Origin of the sequence: Acidovorax sp. SUPP3434 (genome assembly GCF_030159015.1) — a bacterium.
Classification (GTDB): Bacteria; Pseudomonadota; Gammaproteobacteria; order Burkholderiales; family Burkholderiaceae_C; genus Paracidovorax.
The window spans coordinates 443,087-456,195 of sequence record NZ_BQXL01000001.1 but is presented as its reverse complement, the minus strand read 5'-3'; the positions used below and the strand labels follow the sequence as shown (position 1 = coordinate 456,195).

Sequence of the window (13,109 nt, the reverse complement as noted above, 5' to 3'; positions counted from 1 at the left end):
TGTTCTTGTCCTTGAAGGCCGCGGTCGGCAGCCCTCGAAGGCTGCATCAGATACCGGCGGCGTGGTCCAGAAAAACGCGGGCGCGGCGCGGTGTGACCACCAGCGTTTCACCCTCCCTGAAACCCATCTCCCGGTACTGCTGCGCAGGAATCTGCGCCTCGATCACCGAGTCGGGGCTCGCATTGTCCGCTGGTTTGTGGTCGGCATCGGGAATAAGTTCCAGGCGCGCGATCGGCCCCACGACGATGGCACGGCTGAGCTGCGCGACGATGCCGCGCGGTCGCCCGTCGGCGTCCACGCCTTCGCCGGGCGAGTAGCGCTGCACGTCCAGGTCGTGCGGACGCACATAGGCAAAGGCACTGGCGTTCTGGGCGCCCGCATGCTCGGGCGAATCGATGGCCATGCCTTCCACATGCACCAGCCCCTCGTGGGCGCGGCCCCGGAACAGGTTCACGTCGCCCAGGAAGCCATAGACGAACGGGCTGGCCGGCTGGTCCCATACTTCCTGGGGCGAGCCGCTCTGCTCGATGCGGCCCTGGTTGATGACCACCACGCGGTCGGCCACTTCCAGGGCTTCCTCCTGATCGTGGGTCACGAAGATGCTGGTCACGTGCAGTTCGTCGTGCAGGCGGCGCAGCCACCGGCGCAGCTCCTTGCGCACCTTGGCATCGAGCGCGCCGAAGGGCTCGTCCAGCAGCAGCACCTTGGGCTCCACCGCCAGGGCGCGCGCCAGGGCGATGCGCTGGCGCTGGCCGCCGGACAATTGCGACGGATAGCGGTCGGCCAGCCAGTCGAGCTGCACGAGCTTGAGCAGGTCGGTCACCTTCTGCTTGATCTGCGCATCGCTCGGGCGCTCGCCGCGCGGCTTCACGCGCAGGCCGAAGGCGACGTTCTCGAACACCGTCATGTGCCGGAACAGCGCATAGTGCTGGAAGACGAAGCCCACGCCGCGGTCGCGCACGTGCACGTCGGTGGTGTCCTCGCCCGAGAAATGGATGGTGCCCAAGTCGGGCGTCTCCAACCCCGCGATGATGCGCAGCAGCGTGGTCTTGCCGCAGCCCGAGGGGCCGAGCAGCGCGATGAGTTCGCCGGACTGGATGTCCAGGCTCACGTCGCGCAGTGCCTGGAAGCTGCCGAACTGCTTGCTGATGTTGCGGATTTCAATGCTCATGGTGTGCTTTCGTTCAGCGCGCGCCCACGGCGGCGGGTGCGGGGCGCTCGGGCGGCAGCGCGGCCGCGGCCTTGCGCTCCTGCTCGTTGCGCCATTCGGCAATGGACTTGATGACCAGCGTGACCAGTGCCAGCAGGGCCAGCAGCGAGGCCGCAGCGAACGCCGCCACGGACTGGTATTCGTTGTAGAGAATCTCCACGTGCAGCGGAATGGTGTTGGTCTGCCCGCGGATGTGGCCCGAGACGACCGACACCGCGCCGAACTCGCCCATGGCGCGCGCATTGCACAGGATCACGCCGTACAGCAGGCCCCACTTGATGTTGGGCAGCGTCACGTACCAGAAGGTCTGCCAGCCGCTCGCGCCCAGCACGATGGCCGCCTGCTCCTCGTCGCTGCCCTGGGCCTGCATGAGCGGAATCAGCTCGCGCGCGATGAACGGGAAGGTCACGAAGATCGTCGCCAGCACGATGCCCGGCACGGCGAAGATGATCTTGACGTCGTGCGCCGCCAGCCAGGGGCCGAACCATCCGTTGGCGCCGAACATCAGCACGTACACCAGGCCCGCCACCACGGGCGAGACGGAAAACGGCAGGTCCACCAGCGTGGTCAGGAACGCCTTGCCCCGGAACTCGTACTTGGCGATGGCCCAGGCCGCCGCCACGCCGAACACCAGGTTCAGCGGCACCGCGATGGCCGCGGTGATGAGAGTCAGCCGGATGGCGGCCCAGGCATCGGGCTCCTTGAGCGCCGCCACGTAGGCGCCGAAGCCCTTGCGCAGCGCCTCGGTGAACACGGCGGCCAGCGGCAGCACGAGGAACAGCAGCAGGAACGCGAGCGCGATGCCGATCAGCGTCCAGCGCACCCAGGGGGCCTCGGTCGTGCCGGCCTGGGCGCGTCGCACCACGTTGCGCCCGCCGGAGTTGGAAGCGGTGGAAGTCATGCCGGGGCTCCTGCGTGGCGGCGCTGCCAGGCCTGCAATGCGTTGATGACGAGCAGCAGCGCGAAGGAGATCACCAGCATCACCACCGCGACCGCCGTGGCGCCCGCGTAGTCGTACTGCTCCAGCTTGCCGATGATGATGAGGGGCGTGATCTCGGAGATCATGGGCATGTTGCCCGCGATGAAGATGACCGAGCCGTATTCACCCACCGCCCGCGCGAACGCCATGGCAAAGCCCGTGAGCAGCGCCGGGGTGATCGCGGGCAGGATGACGCGCGTGAAGATCTGCCAGCGCGTGGCGCCCAGGCTGGTGGCGGCTTCTTCCAGTTCCTTCTCGGCGTCTTCCAGCACCGGCTGCACCGTGCGCACCACGAAGGGCAGCCCGATGAAGATCAGCGCGATCACCACACCGGCGGGCTTGAAGGCCAGCTGGATGCCCAGCGGCTCCAGGTACTGCCCCACCCAGCCGTTGCCGGCCAGCAAGGCGGTGAGCGAAATGCCCGCCACCGCCGTGGGCAGCGCGAACGGCAGGTCCACCAGGGCATCGACGATCTTCTTGCCCGGAAAGCGGTAGCGCACCAGCACCCAGGCGATCAGCAGCCCGAACACGAGGTTGACCACTGCGGCGATGAACGACGCGCCGAAGGTGAGACGGTAGGACGCCAGCACGCGCGGCGCGCTGATGGCGGTCCAGAACTGGTCCCAGGTCAGCGTGAAGGTCTTGAAGACCAGCGCCGACAGCGGGATGAGCACGATGATGCTCAGGTAAAAGATGGTGTAGCCCAGCGTCAGGCCGAAGCCGGGCAGAACCCGCTTCGGGCTGCGCCGGGCCCCGCCCGTGGACGCCACGGCGGCGCCGGGCAAGGCAGAGGTCGCAGCGTTCATGTCTTACTTGGCGCCGGGGGTGTAGAGCTTGTCGAACTGGCCGCCATCGTTGAAGTGCACCTTCTGTGCCTCGCCGAGCGAGCCGAAGTACTTGGCCACGGTGAACAGCTTGACGGGCTTGAACAGGTCGGCGTGCTTTTTCAGCACCGCTTCGGAACGCGGACGCAGCGCGTGGCGGGCCGCGATCTCCTGCGCCTCATCGGAGTAGAGGTAGTCCAGATAGGCCTTGGCCAGCTCGCCCGTGCCCTTCTTGGCGACGGTGCGCTCGACCACCGCGACGGGGTTTTCGGCCAGCACGCTGCTGGACGGGTAAACGGCATCGACCTTGCCCTTGCCGAATTCGCGCTCGATGGACAGCACCTCGGATTCGAACGTGATCAACACATCGCCGGTGTTGCGCTGCAGGAAGATGCTGGTGGCGTCGCGGCCGCCCTTGCCCAGCACGGGCACGTTCTTGAACACCTGGCCCACGAACTCAGCGGCCTGGGCGTCGGTGCCGCCCTTCTCGCGCACGCTGCCCCAGGCCGCCAGGTAGGCGTAGCGGCCGTTGCCGCCGGTCTTGGGGTTCACCACCACGACCTGCACGCCGGGCTTGGCGAGATCGTCCCAGTCCTTGATGTTCTTGGGGTTGCCCTTGCGTACCAGGAACAGCATGGTCGAGGTGGTGGGCGATGCATCGTTGGGGAAGCGCTTGGCCCAGTCCTTGGCGACCACGCCGTTGGTGGCGAGGAAGTCGATGTCGGTGGTGGTGTTCATCGTGACCACGTCGGCGTCGAGGCCGTCGTTGACCGCGCGGGCCTGGGCGCTGGAGCCGCCATGGGCCTGGTCGATCTTCACGTCCTTGCCGGTGGTCTTCTTGTAATGGGCGGCGAAGGCGGGGTTGTAGTCCTTGTAGAACTCGCGGGCCACGTCGTAGGAAGCGTTCAGCAGCGTGGACGTCTGTGCCGACGCGACGCCGCCGGCCACCAGGGCCACTACGGCCAGGAAAGTCTTGAGTTTTGTCCGGGAAGTCATGTCTGCGCCCTCGTTACTGAAAAAGTGAAACCGATTGTGGGCGGCAGCGCTTAAAACTCAAAAGAATATATTCTTGTTAATTAATCGACTTCCAGAATATAGAACCCCGGCAAAAACAAGGGGCGGTGCAGCAGGTTTCAGCCAAAAAGGCCCCTAGTGCAATGGATACCAGGGCGCATAGCTACAAAAACAATAGCAAACCTATCAGGCGGCGGAACGGGTCTCCGTGGCACCCTGGCCGAGGCCCCACTCCGCGCCATCCACCAGCGAATGCAGCAGTGCCCAGCCCAGGGGCCATTCGCCATGGCCCGAGTCCACGTTCACATGCCCCGCCTGCGGCAGGCGAACGAACTCGCTGCCCCAGGCCCTCGCGTAGGCGCCGGCCAGGCGGATGGGGCAGTAGGGATCGTTGCTGCTCGCCACCAGGATGCTGCGGTAAGGCAGCGGCGCATAAGGCACGGGGGCGAAGTCGCTCAGCACCGCCCGGCGTTCCGGATCGGCCGGGGCGACCAGCAAGGCGCCCTGCACCCGGGCCGCGGCCGGCTCGCCCATGTGCGTCGCGGTGATGCAGCCCAGGCTGTGCGCCACCAGCACGACCGGGTGCGGCGCCTCCAGCACGGTGCGCTCCAGCGCCGCCACCCAGGGCGCCCGCGCGGGCGTGACCCAGTCGTCCTGCACCACGCGCCGTGCGCCGGGCAGCCGCTCCGCCCACAGGCTCTGCCAGTGGCCGGGTCCGGAATCGCGCCAGCCCGGGACGATGACCACCGAGACCGGGCCGCCCGCAGCGGTGCGTGCGGGCGGGGCCGCCTGCGGCGCTGCGCCCTCGAGCCGGCCGACCGGCCGCCCGGATTCGGACAAAGGCGTGGGTGCGCTACTGCTCATGGCCGGCAAGGCACGGTGGCCAGGGCATGGAACAAGGGAAAGATTCGAACCCCACGGGAGGTGCGGAACGACAGTGCAGTGGCCATGGAACAGGCTCCTCAACGGTGGATGCGGCCCATTCTGCGATTCCGCCCTTAAAACCCAAACGAATATATTCTTTTGAATTAATCACGAATTGATCTTAAGAAGCGACCGACGCCGCGCTGCCCAGGCCCTCGGTCTCGGATGCCAGCACCGCCGTCGTCGCGCCTTGCAGCGTCTCGCCCAGAAAGTCCAGAAACCGTCGGACCGCGGGCGTCAGACCGCGGCGGGAGGGGAACACCGCGTGCATCACCCCACGCTCCGGGGCCCATTCGGGCAGCAGGTGCACCAATCGGCCGCTGCGCAATTCGTCCTGGCACATGTAGTCGGGCAGCCAGCAGATGCCCACGCCGCCTTCCGCGGCCAGCTTGAGCGTGAGCAGGTCGTCGGCCACGTAGCGCGGGCTGTGCTGCCACACCGCCTCCTGCCCTCCGGGGCCGACCAGCCGCAGCGAAGCACGGCCGTCGGCGGCCGACATGGCGATGCTGTCCATGCGCGCCAGTTCCTCCAGGGTGTGCGGCGTGCCCTGGCGCGCCAGTTGGGTAGGGCTGGCGACCAGCAGCAGGTCGCCCTCGCTCAGCCGCTTGATGACCATGCTGCCGCTGTCGTCCAGCTTGGCCCGTACGCGCAGCGCCACATCGATGCCCTCCTCCACCAGGTTGACCACGCGGTTGCTCACCTGGATCTCCACCCGCACGAGGGGGTAGCGCGCCATGAACACCGGCATCATCTCGCCCAGCAGGGTCTGCGCGATCGTGACGGGGCACACCACGCGGATCGTGCCGCGCGGCTCAGCCTGGACGTGGGCCACCGTGTCGGCCGCCGCCTGCGCGGACTCGCGCATGGCCTGGCAGTGGCGCAGATAGGCCTCGCCCACCTCGGTGAGCGACAGCTTGCGCGTGGTGCGCTGCAGCAGCCGCACGCCCAGTTGCGCCTCCAGATCGGAGACGCGGCGCGACAGGCGCGACTTGGGGATACCGAGCGCCCGGCCCGCGGCGGCGAACCCGCCGCGCTCGACCACCTCGGCGAAATACAGCATGTCGTTGAGATCTTGCACCGTCATCCCTCGCAGATTGTTCCACCCATAGAACAATCTATCGCAAAGTGGCTGGCTTATCAATCAATGCGCTCATCTGCACAATCTATCCAACGCTGCACACCGGGTGCGGCCCCCATCCCGAGGAGAACCTTCCATGCAACTGCTGCACATCGATTCCGCCATCACCGGCGACCAGTCCGTCTCGCGCCAACTCACCGCCCGCACCGTGGCGGCGTGGGTCGAGGCCCATCCCGGCACGCAAGTGCAGCACCTGGACCTGGTCGCCCAGGCACCGGCCCATTTCACGATGGAGGCCATGGCGCCGCGCACCGGCCAGACCGAAGGCCTGAGTGAAACACAGCGCCGCGAAAACGCCGTGTCCGAACAGCTGGTGAGCCAGTTCCTGGCGGCCGATGTGGTCGTGGTCGGCGCGCCGCTCTACAACTTCGGCATTCCCACGCAGCTCAAGGCCTGGATCGACCGCATCGCCCAGCCGGGCCGCACGTTCACCTACACCGCCACGGGCCCGCAGGGCCTGGCCAAGGGCAAGACGGTGATCGTCGCCTCCAGCCGCGGCGGTGTGTATTCGACGAGCGATGCCGGCCGCGCTATGGAACACCAGGAGAGCTACCTGCAGACCGTGTTCGCCTTCTTCGGCATCACCGACGTGCGCTTCGTGCGCGCCGAAGGCGTGGCCATGGGCCCGGACGCCAAGTCCAAGGCCCTGGACAGCGCGGATTCCGACATCCGGGCCCACGTGGCGCAATCCCGCCAGGAAGCGGTGGCCGAAGCCGCCTGATCCACCGAAGGACTGTACTGTCCCCAGAAACCCGGCCTTGCGCCGGCTTTTTTGCGTGCGCCGCAAGGCGCCTACAGCGCACGCGTCCAGGTCTCGCCCACCAGGGACTGGCCGTAGGCGGTATAAGGCTCCGAGGCCACGAGCGTGAAGCCGCGCTGCGCATACAGGTGGCGGGCCGCGACCAGGCAGCTGTTGGTCCACAACGTCATCTCCGCGTAGCCCTGGCCCCGCGCGAAGGCGATGCACTCGTCCACCAGCCGGCCGCCCAGCCCCATGCCCCGCGCCTGGGGCGCCAGGATCAGCATGCGCAGCCGGGCGGTGGTGTCGGACTCGCGCACCACGAAGGCCGCCCCCATGCGCTCGCCATCCACCTCGGCGATCCAGCACCGGTCGAACCCGGGCTGGAATTCGCGCACGAACCGCGCGGCGATCTCGGCCACCATGGCCTCGAACGCCTGGTTCCAGCCGTATTCGCGCCAGTAGATTTCGCCATGCATCTGCACCACCCAGCCCATGTCACCGGGCACCGGGTCGCGCAGCACCACGAGGCGGGGGCGGCCGGACGGCTCGGGAGACAGCAGCGTCTCCAGGCGCTGCATGGCGGCCAGCGCATCGGCCTGCTGCACGGGCGACAAGCGCGCCAGGATGGCCGCCGCCTCGTCGCGCGAGCGCTGCTGCAGCGGGGCAAACGCGGCGTGTCCGGCATCGGTCAGGCGCAGCAGGCTCTGGCGCGCATCCCGTTTGCCCGGGCGGCGCTCCAGCCAGCCGGCCTTCTCGAACCGGCGCAGGATGCGGCTCAGATAGCCGGCGTCCAGGCCCAGGTCCCTGGCGATGTCGGTGGCGACGGGCTCGGTGCGGTGGGCCAGCTCGTAGAGCACGCGCACGTCGGTCAGAGATAGGTCGCTGCCCAGATAGGCATCGAGCACGCCGATGCGGCGCGTGAAGAACCGGTTGAACTGCCGAAGCGCCTTGACCGCTGCTGCGGGGACGGGCGCGGGCACGGGAGCGACCTGGGGATCTGACGCCATGTTCATTTGCCTTCATCAAACAATTGATTGACTTTAGCAATTAAAAACACGAAAGGCAAATAAAAAAGTCCGGCCGCCCATGGCGGGGCGGCCGGACTGGAGGCGCTGAAAACCAGGGGCTGGTCAGAGCTTGGCGTGCTGCTTGACCCAGGCCACGTACTTCTCGACCCAGCCCTGCAGGAACTGGCGGCTGGCCTCGCCGATGTTGCCGTCGTCATCGAACAAGCCATCCTTGGCCTGAACGAAGGCTTCGGGCTGGCCCAGCGTGGGCACGTCTAGGTAGGCCAGCACGTTGCGCAGGTGCTGCTGGGCCATGGCCGTGCCGATGGCGCCGATCGACGCCCCGATCACGCCAGCCGGCTTGCCGCCCCAGGCGCTCTGCCCATAGGGGCGGGAGGCGTGGTCCAGCGCGTTCTTGAGCACGCCGGGAATCGACCGGTTGTATTCGGGCGTGACGAACAGCAGGCCCTGCGACTGGGCGATCTCGGTCTTCAGGCGCAGCACGGCGGGAGCGGGATGGGCGTCGTCGTCCTGGTTGTACAGGGGCAGGTCGTCGATGCGCAGCTGCGTGAAGTGAAAGTCCGGCGGCGCGAGCCGCGCCAGCGCCGTGGCCAGCTTGCGGTTGAACGAGTCCTTGCGGAGACTGCCGACGATGACGGCGATCTGGTATTGGTCCATGAGCACTCCTTGTGAAACAGCCAAAAAGACGGAACGGCGCGGGGCCGCAACGGGCCATGATAGACACGGCCTGCGGCGTTCCAGCGCTGCGCGCGGCGCCTTCAGGGCCCGCTTTCGAGGAACGCCAAAACGCCATTTGCTATTATTTTTGTAGCTACATGCCCTAGTATTAATTGCGCTGGCGCCCTTTTCAAGCAAAACACCCCCGGCGCTGCAGCGCAGCATCCGGGGGTGCGGGGCCTGGCGCAAACGCGCGCTTGTCCTACCCGGCGCGGCGCTGGCCGGCGAGGCGGCGCACCACATGCACCAGCCGGTCGATCTCGTCGAACGTGTTGTAGAACGCGAGCGACGGCCGCACGGTGGTCTCCACGCCGAATCGCCGCAGGATGGGCTGCGCGCAGTGGTGCCCGGTGCGCACGGCGATGCCTTCGTCGTTCAGCGCCTTGCCCACTTCCTCGGTCGAGTAGCCGGCCAGCACGAACGACATCACGCTGGCCTTGTCGTCGGCCGTGCCGATCAGCCGCACGCCCGGGATGGCGCGCAGCTGCTGCATGCCGTACACCAGCAACTCGTGCTCGTAGCGCGCGATGTTCTCGATCCCCACGCGGTTCACGTAGTCGATCGCCGCGCCCAGGCCCACCGCGTCGGCGATGTTGCCCGTGCCGGCCTCGAACTTGTTCGGAATCGGCTGGAACACGGTCTTCTCGAACGTCACGTCGGCAATCATGTTGCCGCCGCCCTGCCAGGGGGGCATGTCTTCGAGCACTTCGCGCTTGCCCCAGACCACGCCGATGCCGGTCGGCCCGAACACCTTGTGGCCCGAGAACACGAAGAAGTCCGCGCCGATGTCCTGCACGTCCACCCGCATGTGCGAGACCGACTGCGCGCCATCGACCAGCGCCTTCGCGCCCGCACGGTGGGCCAGCGCCACGATCTCCTTGACTGGCACCACGGTGCCCAGCGCGTTGGAGACCTGCGTGACGGCGACGATCTTCGTGCGGTCGTTCAGGAGCTTCTGGTATTCATCGAGCAGCACCTGGCCGGAGTCGTCCACCGGAATCACGCGCAGCCTCGCCCCCTTGGCGGCAGCGAGCTGCTGCCAGGGCACGATGTTGGCGTGGTGCTCCAGATGGCTGACGATGATCTCGTCGCCCTCGCCCACGTGCTGGCCGCCCCAACTCTTGGCCACCAGGTTGATGGCCTCGGTGGTGCCGCGCACGAAGATCACCTCGTTCACGTCGGGCGCGTTGATGAACGTCTTCACGCGCTGGCGGGCGCCTTCGTAGGCATCCGTGGCGCGGGCGGCGAGTTCATGCGCCGCGCGGTGAATGTTCGAATTCTCGTGCGCGTAGAAGTGGCTGATGCGGTCGATCACCGCCTTCGGCTTGTGCGTGGTGGCCGCGTTGTCGAACCACACCAGCTGGCGGCCGTTCACGCGCTCGGACAGCACGGGAAAGTCGCGCCGGATGGCGTGCACGTCGAACGGCGGGTGCTGCCCCTGGCCCGCCAGCGGCACGGTACCGTGCGGCGCGGGCTTGGCCGGGGTGACGTAGCCGCTGGGCAGCACCACCGCGTCGACGAAGTAGAACTTCGGATCGGACGACGGCGCAGCCGCCAGGCCGGCCGGTGCGGCCGGTGCCTGGCCCGCCTGCGCTGCCTGCGGCTGCGCGAACGGCAGGCGCGCCAGTGCATCCAGCCGGTCGCCGGACGGCGCCGTGGGCACCGGCGCGCCCCGGGGCGATGGCTGCGCCTGGCGCTCGCCGACGAAGTAGTACGGCGAGGCAGGAGAGGCAGGCGCTGCCGGATGGGCGGCGGCCTGCGACGCGCTCGCGCCCGAGGCCTCGGGCACGCCCAGCACCCCGCTGCCAAGGCGCGGCTCGTAGGCCGGCAGCGTGCTCACCACCGTGTCGGGCAGGCCGTTGGCCGCCGTGGCGTGCGGCAGCAGCGCGGGGGCGCGGTGGCCGAGCGACAGCACCTGCGTGGGCGAAGCCGGCAGCAGGTTGGTGCCGGGCACCTGGCCCTGCGGGATCGGCGTTCCGGGCACGCTGGGCCCGAAGCCGGCGGGGCTGGCCAGGGGCGAGCCGGGCGGCGCGATGTTGGCCGGCGCCTGCACGCCCGGCGGCACGGCGCCCAGGCCTGGCACGGACGAAGGCGGCACCGAAGGCAGGCCGCCCGCTGAATGCACGCCCGCAGGCGATGCCGCCTCGCCCGGCAGCGCCGAGAACAGGGCATTGGCCATGCGCGCGATCAGCGCCGGGTCGATGGGGGCGCCGGACGCGTCGGCGCCCGGCGAGAAGGAAGCGAGGGTCATGGCCGCTCCTTGCGCTTCACTTGTAGGTGTCCGGGTAGTCGTGGTACTTGTTCACCTCGACATCGTCCAGCACGGCCAGCGCATCGCTGGTGAGCACGGCCAGCGAGCAGTACTGCGAGATCAGGTAGGACGCGATGGCGTGGTTGTTGATGCCCATGAAGCGCACCGACAGGCCCGGCCCCTGCTCGCCCGCCAGGCCCGGCTGGAACAGGCCCACCACGCCCTGGCGCTTGTCGCCCACGCGCAGCAGCAGGATCTTGCTCTTGCCGTCGGCCACCGGCACCTTGTCGGACGGGATGAGCGGAATGCCGCGCCACGTGATGAACTGCGAGCCGAACAGGCTCACCGTGGGCGGCGGCGTGCCGCGGCGCGTGGCTTCGCGGCCGAAGGCGGCAATGGCGAGCGGGTGGGTGAGGAAGAATGCGGGCTCCTTCCATACCTTGGTGAGTAGCTCGTCCAGATCGTCCGGCGTGGGGGCACCGGTGAGCGGGAAGATGCGCTGCGCATCGGTCACCTGGGCCAGCAGGCCGTAGTCGGGGTTGTTGATCAGCTCGCTTTCCTGGTTTTCCTTGATCGTCTCGATCGTCAGGCGCAGCTGCTCCTTGATCTGGTCGTGCGGGCTGCTGTACAGGTCCGACACGCGGGTGTGCACGTCCAGCACCGTGCTCACGGCGTTCAGGAAGAATTCGCGCGGGTTTTCTTCGTAGTCGACGAAGGTGCGCGGCAGCTGGTTTTCTTCTTCCTTGGCCGTGCAGGTGACGCGGATGGATTCCGGGTTCTTGACCTTGTTCAGGCGGTAGATGCCCGCCTCCACCGGCACCCATTGCAGCAGGTGCGTGAGCCAGCGGGGGCTGATGGTTTCGAGTTGGGGGACCGTCTTGGTCGCGTTGGCCAATTGCCGTGCGGCGTTGTCACCCAAGGCGGTCGTACCGCCCACAGTTGCAGACATGGAAAACTCCGTGCGTTGTTAAAGAAAGCCTGGGCAGTGTCAAAGCTTCCAACGCATCGCTCAACAGGCTATAGCCGTCAATTGCAGTCCCCGCACGAGATTCGCATGGCCGATCGACTTGCCCCGCGTGACTAGCGCCGAGGGCCGCACGCCCAGGGCGCCGGCCAGCTTTTCCACCGTGAGCAGCGAGGCGATGGCGGCGCCCCGCTCGATCTCCCCGACGTAGGAGCGGTTCAGGTCCGAATGCTCGGCCAGCCGTTCCTGCGACCAGCCTTGCGCCTCACGCGACTGGCGCACCGCGACCCCGAAGTTCTTGATCAGTACAGACATGCGTTTCCCTGTTTCTTTTTGCTGATACTTTTACAGCGCTGCGCCCTGTTTTCGGGGGCTGCGCCGCACCTACCCTTCTCGCGACACCGCCTGCGTGACGTTGCCGCCCGGCGGCACATCGTGGGTGACCCACACGTTGCCGCCGATGACCGCCCCACGCCCCAGAGTGACCCGGCCCAGCACGGTCGCGCCCGCATAGATGACCACGTCGTCCTCCACGATCGGATGGCGCGGCAAACCTTTCTGCAAAGTCCCGTCGGCATCCGTGGGAAAGCGCTTGGCGCCCAGCGTGACGGCCTGGTACAGGCGCACGCGCTCGCCGATTACCGCCGTCTCGCCGATCACGACGCCTGTACCGTGGTCGATGAAAAAACCCGCGCCGATCTGCGCGCCCGGATGGATGTCGATGCCGGTCTGGCCGTGCGCCAGTTCGGCCACGATGCGCGCCAGCAACGGCAGGCCCAGCGTGTAGAGGCGGTGCGCGATGCGGTGGTGGATCATGGCCAGCACGCCTGGATAGCACAGCAGCACCTCGTCCACGCTGCGCGCGGCGGGGTCGCCCTGGTAGGCGGCGAGAACGTCGCTGTCCAGCAGTCGGCGGATGTCCGGCAGCGATGCGGCGAACGCCTGCGCGGCCTCCAGCGCCTGCGGCTCGATGGCCGTGCCGTCGCCCGAGCCCTGCTGGCGCGCGACGTAGCGCAGCTCCAGCCGGATCTGCGCCAGCAAGGTGTGCAGCGCCAGGTCGAGCGTGTGGCCCACGTACCAGTCCTCGCTTTCCTGGCGCAGGTCGTGCGGCCCCAGACGCATGGGAAAGAGCGCGCCCTTCAGCTGCTCCAGCGCCTGTGCCAGCGCATCGCGCGACGGAAATTCGCGCCCGCCGAGTTCCTGGGAGCGCTTTTGGGAATCGCGCCATTCGCGGCGGACGGCGTGCAGCGACTGCACGATGTGATCGATCTCGAAGACAGCCATCAAGGCCTCCTGCCTGGGATGAAAAAATGGCGGC

The 13,109-nt window shown here is 67.8% G+C and carries 13 protein-coding genes; 1 reads left to right on the top strand and 12 read right to left on the bottom strand.

The genetic code is table 11. From position 1 onward, the window contains the following. Positions 1–46 precede the first annotated feature (46 nt). From AVKW3434_RS02005 to AVKW3434_RS01980, 6 genes are all read right to left on the bottom strand, one after another. Complete coding sequence (locus tag AVKW3434_RS02005) at positions 47–1,171, bottom strand: sulfate/molybdate ABC transporter ATP-binding protein (protein WP_284403925.1); 1,125 nt, start codon at positions 1,169–1,171, stop codon at positions 47–49. Between the two features lie 13 nt (positions 1,172–1,184). Next, positions 1,185–2,111, bottom strand: coding sequence for a sulfate ABC transporter permease subunit CysW (cysW, locus tag AVKW3434_RS02000; RefSeq protein WP_284403923.1), 927 nt, complete (start codon positions 2,109–2,111; stop codon positions 1,185–1,187). Next, complete coding sequence (gene cysT / locus AVKW3434_RS01995) at positions 2,108–2,995, bottom strand: sulfate ABC transporter permease subunit CysT (RefSeq protein WP_272569058.1); 888 nt, start codon at positions 2,993–2,995, stop codon at positions 2,108–2,110. The genes cysW and cysT overlap by 4 nt, the downstream gene beginning before the upstream one ends. Positions 2,996–2,998: 3 nt before the next feature. Continuing rightward, positions 2,999–4,009 (bottom strand): sulfate ABC transporter substrate-binding protein, encoded by a 1,011-nt coding sequence (locus AVKW3434_RS01990; protein ID WP_272569056.1) that lies wholly within the window; start codon positions 4,007–4,009, stop codon positions 2,999–3,001. Positions 4,010–4,213: 204 nt separating this feature from the next. Then, positions 4,214–4,891 carry an RBBP9/YdeN family alpha/beta hydrolase gene (locus AVKW3434_RS01985; protein ID WP_284403921.1) on the bottom strand — a complete coding sequence of 226 codons (678 nt, stop codon included), beginning with the start codon at positions 4,889–4,891 and terminating at the stop codon, positions 4,214–4,216. 181 nt (positions 4,892–5,072) lie between these two features. Next, complete coding sequence (locus AVKW3434_RS01980; RefSeq protein ID WP_284404586.1) at positions 5,073–6,029, bottom strand: LysR substrate-binding domain-containing protein; 957 nt, start codon at positions 6,027–6,029, stop codon at positions 5,073–5,075. A gap of 136 nt (positions 6,030–6,165) precedes the next feature. Here AVKW3434_RS01980 and AVKW3434_RS01975 point away from each other — a divergent pair, with 136 nt between their 5' ends. After that, the gene (locus AVKW3434_RS01975; protein ID WP_284403919.1) at positions 6,166–6,810 is read left to right on the top strand and encodes an FMN-dependent NADH-azoreductase; all 645 of its coding nucleotides are present in this window, start codon (positions 6,166–6,168) and stop codon (positions 6,808–6,810) included. A gap of 71 nt (positions 6,811–6,881) precedes the next feature. Here the strand turns inward: AVKW3434_RS01975 and AVKW3434_RS01970 are convergent, their stop codons facing one another. The 6 genes from AVKW3434_RS01970 to epsC form a co-directional block, all read right to left on the bottom strand. Continuing rightward, the gene (locus tag AVKW3434_RS01970) at positions 6,882–7,838 is read right to left on the bottom strand and encodes a bifunctional helix-turn-helix transcriptional regulator/GNAT family N-acetyltransferase (RefSeq protein ID WP_502869011.1); all 957 of its coding nucleotides are present in this window, start codon (positions 7,836–7,838) and stop codon (positions 6,882–6,884) included. A gap of 123 nt (positions 7,839–7,961) precedes the next feature. Beyond that, positions 7,962–8,516 (bottom strand): NADPH-dependent FMN reductase, encoded by a 555-nt coding sequence (locus AVKW3434_RS01965; RefSeq protein WP_284403915.1) that lies wholly within the window; start codon positions 8,514–8,516, stop codon positions 7,962–7,964. 262 nt (positions 8,517–8,778) lie between these two features. After that, positions 8,779–10,827 carry a family 2A encapsulin nanocompartment cargo protein cysteine desulfurase gene (locus AVKW3434_RS01960; protein ID WP_284403912.1) on the bottom strand — a complete coding sequence of 683 codons (2,049 nt, stop codon included), beginning with the start codon at positions 10,825–10,827 and terminating at the stop codon, positions 8,779–8,781. A gap of 16 nt (positions 10,828–10,843) precedes the next feature. Further along, positions 10,844–11,776, bottom strand: coding sequence for a family 2A encapsulin nanocompartment shell protein (locus AVKW3434_RS01955; RefSeq protein WP_272547788.1), 933 nt, complete (start codon positions 11,774–11,776; stop codon positions 10,844–10,846). Positions 11,777–11,836: 60 nt separating this feature from the next. Next, positions 11,837–12,106, bottom strand: a complete 270-nt coding sequence (locus AVKW3434_RS01950; RefSeq protein WP_284403910.1) for a helix-turn-helix domain-containing protein — start codon at positions 12,104–12,106, stop codon at positions 11,837–11,839. Positions 12,107–12,175: 69 nt separating this feature from the next. Beyond that, entirely contained in the window at positions 12,176–13,075 is a 900-nt protein-coding gene (gene epsC / locus AVKW3434_RS01945; protein WP_284403908.1) for a serine O-acetyltransferase EpsC, read from the bottom strand. Positions 13,076–13,109 lie beyond the last annotated feature (34 nt).

What these genes read in the sequence shown, in the direction of transcription:
- AVKW3434_RS01985 (WP_284403921.1), bottom strand. Translation starts at nt 4,891, where the DNA reads ATGAGCAGTAGCGCACCCACGCCTTTGTCCGAATCCGGGCGGCCGGTC.
- cysT (WP_272569058.1), bottom strand. Translation starts at nt 2,995, where the DNA reads ATGAACGCTGCGACCTCTGCCTTGCCCGGCGCCGCCGTGGCGTCCACG.
- epsC (WP_284403908.1), bottom strand. Translation starts at nt 13,075, where the DNA reads ATGGCTGTCTTCGAGATCGATCACATCGTGCAGTCGCTGCACGCCGTC.
- AVKW3434_RS01970 (WP_502869011.1), bottom strand. Translation starts at nt 7,838, where the DNA reads ATGGCGTCAGATCCCCAGGTCGCTCCCGTGCCCGCGCCCGTCCCCGCA.
- AVKW3434_RS01965 (WP_284403915.1), bottom strand. Translation starts at nt 8,516, where the DNA reads ATGGACCAATACCAGATCGCCGTCATCGTCGGCAGTCTCCGCAAGGAC.
- cysW (WP_284403923.1), bottom strand. Translation starts at nt 2,111, where the DNA reads ATGACTTCCACCGCTTCCAACTCCGGCGGGCGCAACGTGGTGCGACGC.
- AVKW3434_RS01975 (WP_284403919.1), top strand. Translation starts at nt 6,166, where the DNA reads ATGCAACTGCTGCACATCGATTCCGCCATCACCGGCGACCAGTCCGTC.
- AVKW3434_RS02005 (WP_284403925.1), bottom strand. Translation starts at nt 1,171, where the DNA reads ATGAGCATTGAAATCCGCAACATCAGCAAGCAGTTCGGCAGCTTCCAG.
- AVKW3434_RS01960 (WP_284403912.1), bottom strand. Translation starts at nt 10,827, where the DNA reads ATGACCCTCGCTTCCTTCTCGCCGGGCGCCGACGCGTCCGGCGCCCCC.
- AVKW3434_RS01950 (WP_284403910.1), bottom strand. Translation starts at nt 12,106, where the DNA reads ATGTCTGTACTGATCAAGAACTTCGGGGTCGCGGTGCGCCAGTCGCGT.
- AVKW3434_RS01955 (WP_272547788.1), bottom strand. Translation starts at nt 11,776, where the DNA reads ATGTCTGCAACTGTGGGCGGTACGACCGCCTTGGGTGACAACGCCGCA.
- AVKW3434_RS01990 (WP_272569056.1), bottom strand. Translation starts at nt 4,009, where the DNA reads ATGACTTCCCGGACAAAACTCAAGACTTTCCTGGCCGTAGTGGCCCTG.